Here is a 4222-nt window from a genome sequence, read left to right as displayed (position 1 = left end):
TCGGGGCCGGCGATTTTCCGTATCTCAATAGCGTCATGCAGCATGTGTTGGACCTCGCTGGAATTGCAGTAACCGAACGTGGGACTCGTCATGCTGACGAGTGTTCCAGGCAAATCATCACCATGATGCTAACACAACGAAAAACCGCCGCTATAGTTGACCTATAAGCGGCGGTTTTTCTTCAATCTTTTGGTCGGAGCGACTGGATTCGAACCAGCGACCTCTGCAACCCCATTTCTACGCCGGGTGGCGGTATAACCTATTGATGGGTATGGGGAAAAGTAGCTTTCGAAGGGGCGGCAGATTCAGGCATCACGACCATTATAAAACAAGACGTTACACGCTAGTTTTGAGCGAGGAGGTCGGCCATTGAGAAGGGGTTGCCCTTAGCCTGCTGCCACCGGGTGCCATGTCCATCCAGGTAGTGCTGGGTCATCTCTTCTTCGGCATGCCCCATCAGAACCTGGATATCACCTACCTCTACGCCCTTGAGCTCAAGTAGCCGCGATCCAAGCGAACGGATCTCGTGGAAGGTGGGTTGAGCTGCGTCAGGTAAAGCGGCAATGCTCGGCACGTTGGCGCGGTGCTTGGCGAAGGTGCGCGATAGCATATCCGGCGTCACTTGCGACCAGTGCGTCTTCGACTTGCCCGGGCGCCGTCCACGATCAGGTGCGCGGTGCACGATGAATGGCGACACTGGAGGCAGTAGTCGAGACCGACCTATCAGATCCTCGATGGCAGGGGTTAAGCCGATTGCCACGTAGGCGCTCTTGCTTCGCTCCCGGGTTTTCTGGCGGATGTAATGCAGGGTGCCGCCTTCGATATGATCGTAGCGGGCAGACGACACCTCGGCGCGGCCGAAGAGGCACAATAGAGCGAGCTCCATGGCGACCTGGAACCAGGGCTCGGCCTGTGCATGTATGGCCTTGAATTGATCGACGGTGAGGCGCTTACGCTTCACAGTATAGGATTCATCGCTCTTTCGGGTCGGGGCGACGGGGTTATCATCAATCCATCCCTTGGTCTGGGCGAAATTGAAGATCTGCGATAGGACGGCCCGGTATTGCACATACGGGTCGCCCTTGAAGTTCTCGTCCAGGTACATGGCGCACCATTTCACGTCGATTTGCGAGAGTAGCGTCTCGCCACGGTCACGCTTGATGCGGCCACTGCGGTAATGCTTGTTCTTCTTGGTGCTGACGCTGTGCTTGGGATGGTCGTCCACGCGCTCCTTGAGCCAGGCATCGATGGCGTAGCCTAAAGTGATGCCTTCTTCGCCCATGACGCGGGCTACATAGTCGGCACCCTGCATCAGTCTGGCATTGAGGATGCGGGCGGCATCCTGCGCCTTAGCGCGATCCCGCCCCATGCCGTGCCAGGTGCCTTCAACAGGGTTGCGATAGGTGAAGTAGCCCCGGCGCTCGTATAGATTTGGCTCTAAGCCCTTGCCTTTTCGTTTTCTTGGCCGTGCAGCCATATCAGACTCCCATCGTTCCCAACACCTGGTCAGCCAGCTCGTTGCCGGTTTGCCGACGCTCCGCGTCCAAGTCAACGAACCAGGTCCCACCGATCTTCTTTGCAGGCACATGGCCTTCGCGACACCAGCGACGTATTGTCGTCTCTGACGGCGGGTCACCGGCAAAACGGGCGCGCCGCCATTGATCCAGATCCATCAGTTTACCTGTCGCCATCTCAATCTCCTGTTACTCGCTGTCCACCTGGGCCGTGCCCGCGTCCGGCACGCCACTTTTGTTCCTGTCGAGCGATGGTGTCGTTCTGCGCGTCGCGCTTCTTATCCAGTATTTCGCGCACCTCGGGCATTGCCTCGATTTGGCGTAGTCGCCCGATTTCCTGGCGCTGGCGGGCGATAATGCCACCGGCAATCTCGGCCAACTGCCACATGCCGGCTGGCGCCTCTCCGCTTGCTCGCACTTTGCCGAGGCCGTAACAGCCGCCGCAGGGTTTGGCGGCGTTGCCCTTGATGCTGTCGCGTCCGGTGCCCATGCAGACGGTGCAATCATCCGGCTCGATCTTTCGCCAGTGCTGGCGCCAGTCTTCCAGGGTGGTGATGCTTTTCAGGTCCTTGTCGAGCTCGAGGTAGCAGACAAGCGTCTGCCCCTCGAGCGCACCGCCGCCTTGCTGCTCGCCTACCCAGGTGAAGCGCCCGCCGTGCTGGCGGTGTGTGTGCGTTGGATTCAAGGCTTGCCTCCCTCGTCCTGGTGGCGTCGTTCGCGGGCGATGGTTGCCAGCGGCTCAACTGTTTCCTCTCGTGCCATCAGTATCTCGGCGAGGGCGTTGGCGGGCTTCACCGCAACCATGACGATTTCGCAGTCTTCGGTATCGAAGCGGGTAAGCTCGGTGAAGCCGTCCGGAACCTTGAACGATATCGCCGCCATGTAGGCCTCCGGGCTGGCCTCGAAACGCTCCGTATTCTCCGGCTCTTCATCGCGATCCGGTGTTTCCTGGAACTCGGCGTGAACCTCGAACCCAAGCGGCTCAAGGATGCGTTTAATGCATTGCTCTTCGAAAAGCGGATGGCTTAGTAGCTGGTCGATGAGTCGCATGATTCCTCCTTATGAAAATAATAAAGCCACCGGTCGGTGGCCTGCCGCTTTATACAGTCGCGCCTGTTGAGTTAATCTCGATGAAGCTATCCAGGCGTAGAAACTATGTTCAGCATTTATCGATTCTTTGATTCTGCATTTCATGCAGCAGATTTCTTGGAAGGCCGCATCAGAGTAAGCACCCTAGAGGCTTGCCGCGGTTATGAAGATCCAAGGAGGGGCGACAAGGGCGAGGGCACCTGGACCTACAAGAGCGGAGATATAAAAGGTGCCGCTGACAACCCTGCAGTGCGCTACGTGGCTGAGCGCATAGGGGTTAAAGTCGAAGGGGTGGGGGGAGCGAAAACAGAGCTCTCCATTTCGAACAATACAGCGCATACCAAAATGACTGATGCTTTTGTCTTGTGCTTCACGATGAATAATACCGCAGGCTTTGCCTCGGGTACCTTCGGCGAGCATGGGGTCAGGGTCATCCATCCCCAAACCCTGTTCCAGCGGATCACGAAAGAGATACAGAAAAGCCACTCTTTGAGTTATTCGGGAATGGGGCGCGTAGAGTACAAAGAGCGACTACAGGTCTCACTTCAATCTGATCCAAGACATATTGCATTCATAAAAACCCCAGACCAATATGCCGATCAGGTCGAGTTCAGGATGCTGTGGGTTCCTCAAGCCAATAAGAAAATCAGTCCGTTCTTTGTAAGTTGCGGTCGCATCCAGACATTTGCTGAAAAGGCCTAATTAGCAACGTCTCAACTTCCACCCCCTCGCCGGTGCGCTCAGGCCTTAGCCACAGCGCGCCGGTGTCGCTTCACACTCCCGTCGAGGGGGCGTCAGCATGATGATCTCAACGCAGACTGTATTTGCTTTTTCTAGCAGCGGTGTCGTCGCCGCCATTCGACAAGCTCTCGCAGCGCAGGGTGATCAGCGATGCGGTAATAAATCGTTTGCGAGGCGCGCCGGATCTCTACAGCGCCAGCCTCACGCATCGGCTTGAGGTGCTGCGAAAGGGCCGATTGCGATAGGTCCAGCTTTGCGTTGATGTCGGTAACGCTCATTTCGCCGCGGGACTCAAGCATATCGAGGATGTAAGCGCGGCTCGGGTTCGCGACGACGCGCAGTAATTTGTCGATGTTGATTGGCATGGCAATATTTCTTATGGAGCTTTGTTGCATATTATATGCAAGTTAGGTGCAGGGCTATCCTTCCGGTGACGTATCCTGGTTAGGCAAAAAGCCGCCGGTCTTCGTCGACCGGGTAAGCGGGGTTGTGGTGGCACCAGAGCGAGCAGCGCCGGTGCGGGAAGTGATAGCCGTCGCAAGTACACGTGTGGCGCCGCCACGGTTTCGAGTCGGCCCATTTGTCGATCCGAAGAGTATTGACCCGGTGACAGTTGCGGCATCGTGGTCCACGCACGTAATCGTCCGGGTGTCTGGGCTTCGTTTGGCGGGCGCCACAGATGCGGCATCGGCAATGACGTCGAACAGGTAGGTAGATCTGCATGGCTGCCTCCGGGTAGCGGGCAGCACAAAAACCAGCGACCGGAAGACCAGGCGCTCGCCGTTGTGCTGGTGACGAGAAAAAGCCCCGCCCGTAGGCGGGGAATACGCAGGGAGCTAACGTGATGCGAGGGTTAGCATCGGGGAGGGCTCGGGTGT

The 4222-nt window shown here is 57.4% G+C and carries 6 protein-coding genes; 1 reads left to right on the top strand and 5 read right to left on the bottom strand.

Features of this window, described 5'->3' with window-relative positions:
• Window positions 1-343 precede the first annotated feature (343 nt).
• From OP496_RS16730 to OP496_RS16715, 4 genes are read right to left on the bottom strand one after another with little or no spacing between them, the layout of a single operon-like run.
• Complete coding sequence (locus OP496_RS16730; protein ID WP_280564933.1) at window positions 344-1477, bottom strand: phage integrase Arm DNA-binding domain-containing protein; 1134 nt, start codon at window positions 1475-1477, stop codon at window positions 344-346.
• 1 nt (window position 1478) lies between these two features.
• Window positions 1479-1691, bottom strand: coding sequence for an excisionase (locus tag OP496_RS16725; protein ID WP_280564931.1), 213 nt, complete (start codon window positions 1689-1691; stop codon window positions 1479-1481).
• Window position 1692: 1 nt separating this feature from the next.
• On the bottom strand, window positions 1693-2199 hold the full coding sequence (locus OP496_RS16720) for a hypothetical protein (RefSeq protein ID WP_280564929.1): 507 nt from the start codon (window positions 2197-2199) through the stop codon (window positions 1693-1695).
• Entirely contained in the window at window positions 2196-2564 is a 369-nt protein-coding gene (locus OP496_RS16715) for a hypothetical protein (protein WP_280564928.1), read from the bottom strand. Before OP496_RS16715 ends, OP496_RS16720 begins: the two co-directional genes overlap by 4 nt.
• 105 nt (window positions 2565-2669) lie before the next feature.
• On the opposite strand from OP496_RS16715, the gene OP496_RS16710 reads away from it, so the two are divergent.
• Complete coding sequence (locus OP496_RS16710) at window positions 2670-3305, top strand: hypothetical protein (RefSeq protein WP_280564927.1); 636 nt, start codon at window positions 2670-2672, stop codon at window positions 3303-3305.
• Between the two features lie 131 nt (window positions 3306-3436).
• On the opposite strand, the gene OP496_RS16705 is transcribed toward OP496_RS16710, so the two are convergent.
• Window positions 3437-3709, bottom strand: a complete 273-nt coding sequence (locus tag OP496_RS16705) for a metalloregulator ArsR/SmtB family transcription factor (protein WP_280564925.1) — start codon at window positions 3707-3709, stop codon at window positions 3437-3439.
• Window positions 3710-4222: the final 513 nt, after the last annotated feature.

It is taken from the genome of Chromohalobacter sp. 48-RD10 (assembly GCF_029889785.1).
In the GTDB taxonomy this organism is placed as follows: domain Bacteria; phylum Pseudomonadota; class Gammaproteobacteria; order Pseudomonadales; family Halomonadaceae; genus Chromohalobacter.
Note: the sequence above shows the minus strand (reverse complement) of the source record. Positions and strands in the feature narration are given on the sequence as shown.

What these genes read in the sequence shown, in the direction of transcription:
- OP496_RS16730 (WP_280564933.1), bottom strand. Translation starts at nt 1,477, where the DNA reads ATGGCTGCACGGCCAAGAAAACGAAAAGGCAAGGGCTTAGAGCCAAAT.
- OP496_RS16725 (WP_280564931.1), bottom strand. Translation starts at nt 1,691, where the DNA reads ATGGCGACAGGTAAACTGATGGATCTGGATCAATGGCGGCGCGCCCGT.
- OP496_RS16715 (WP_280564928.1), bottom strand. Translation starts at nt 2,564, where the DNA reads ATGCGACTCATCGACCAGCTACTAAGCCATCCGCTTTTCGAAGAGCAA.
- OP496_RS16710 (WP_280564927.1), top strand. Translation starts at nt 2,670, where the DNA reads ATGTTCAGCATTTATCGATTCTTTGATTCTGCATTTCATGCAGCAGAT.
- OP496_RS16705 (WP_280564925.1), bottom strand. Translation starts at nt 3,709, where the DNA reads ATGCCAATCAACATCGACAAATTACTGCGCGTCGTCGCGAACCCGAGC.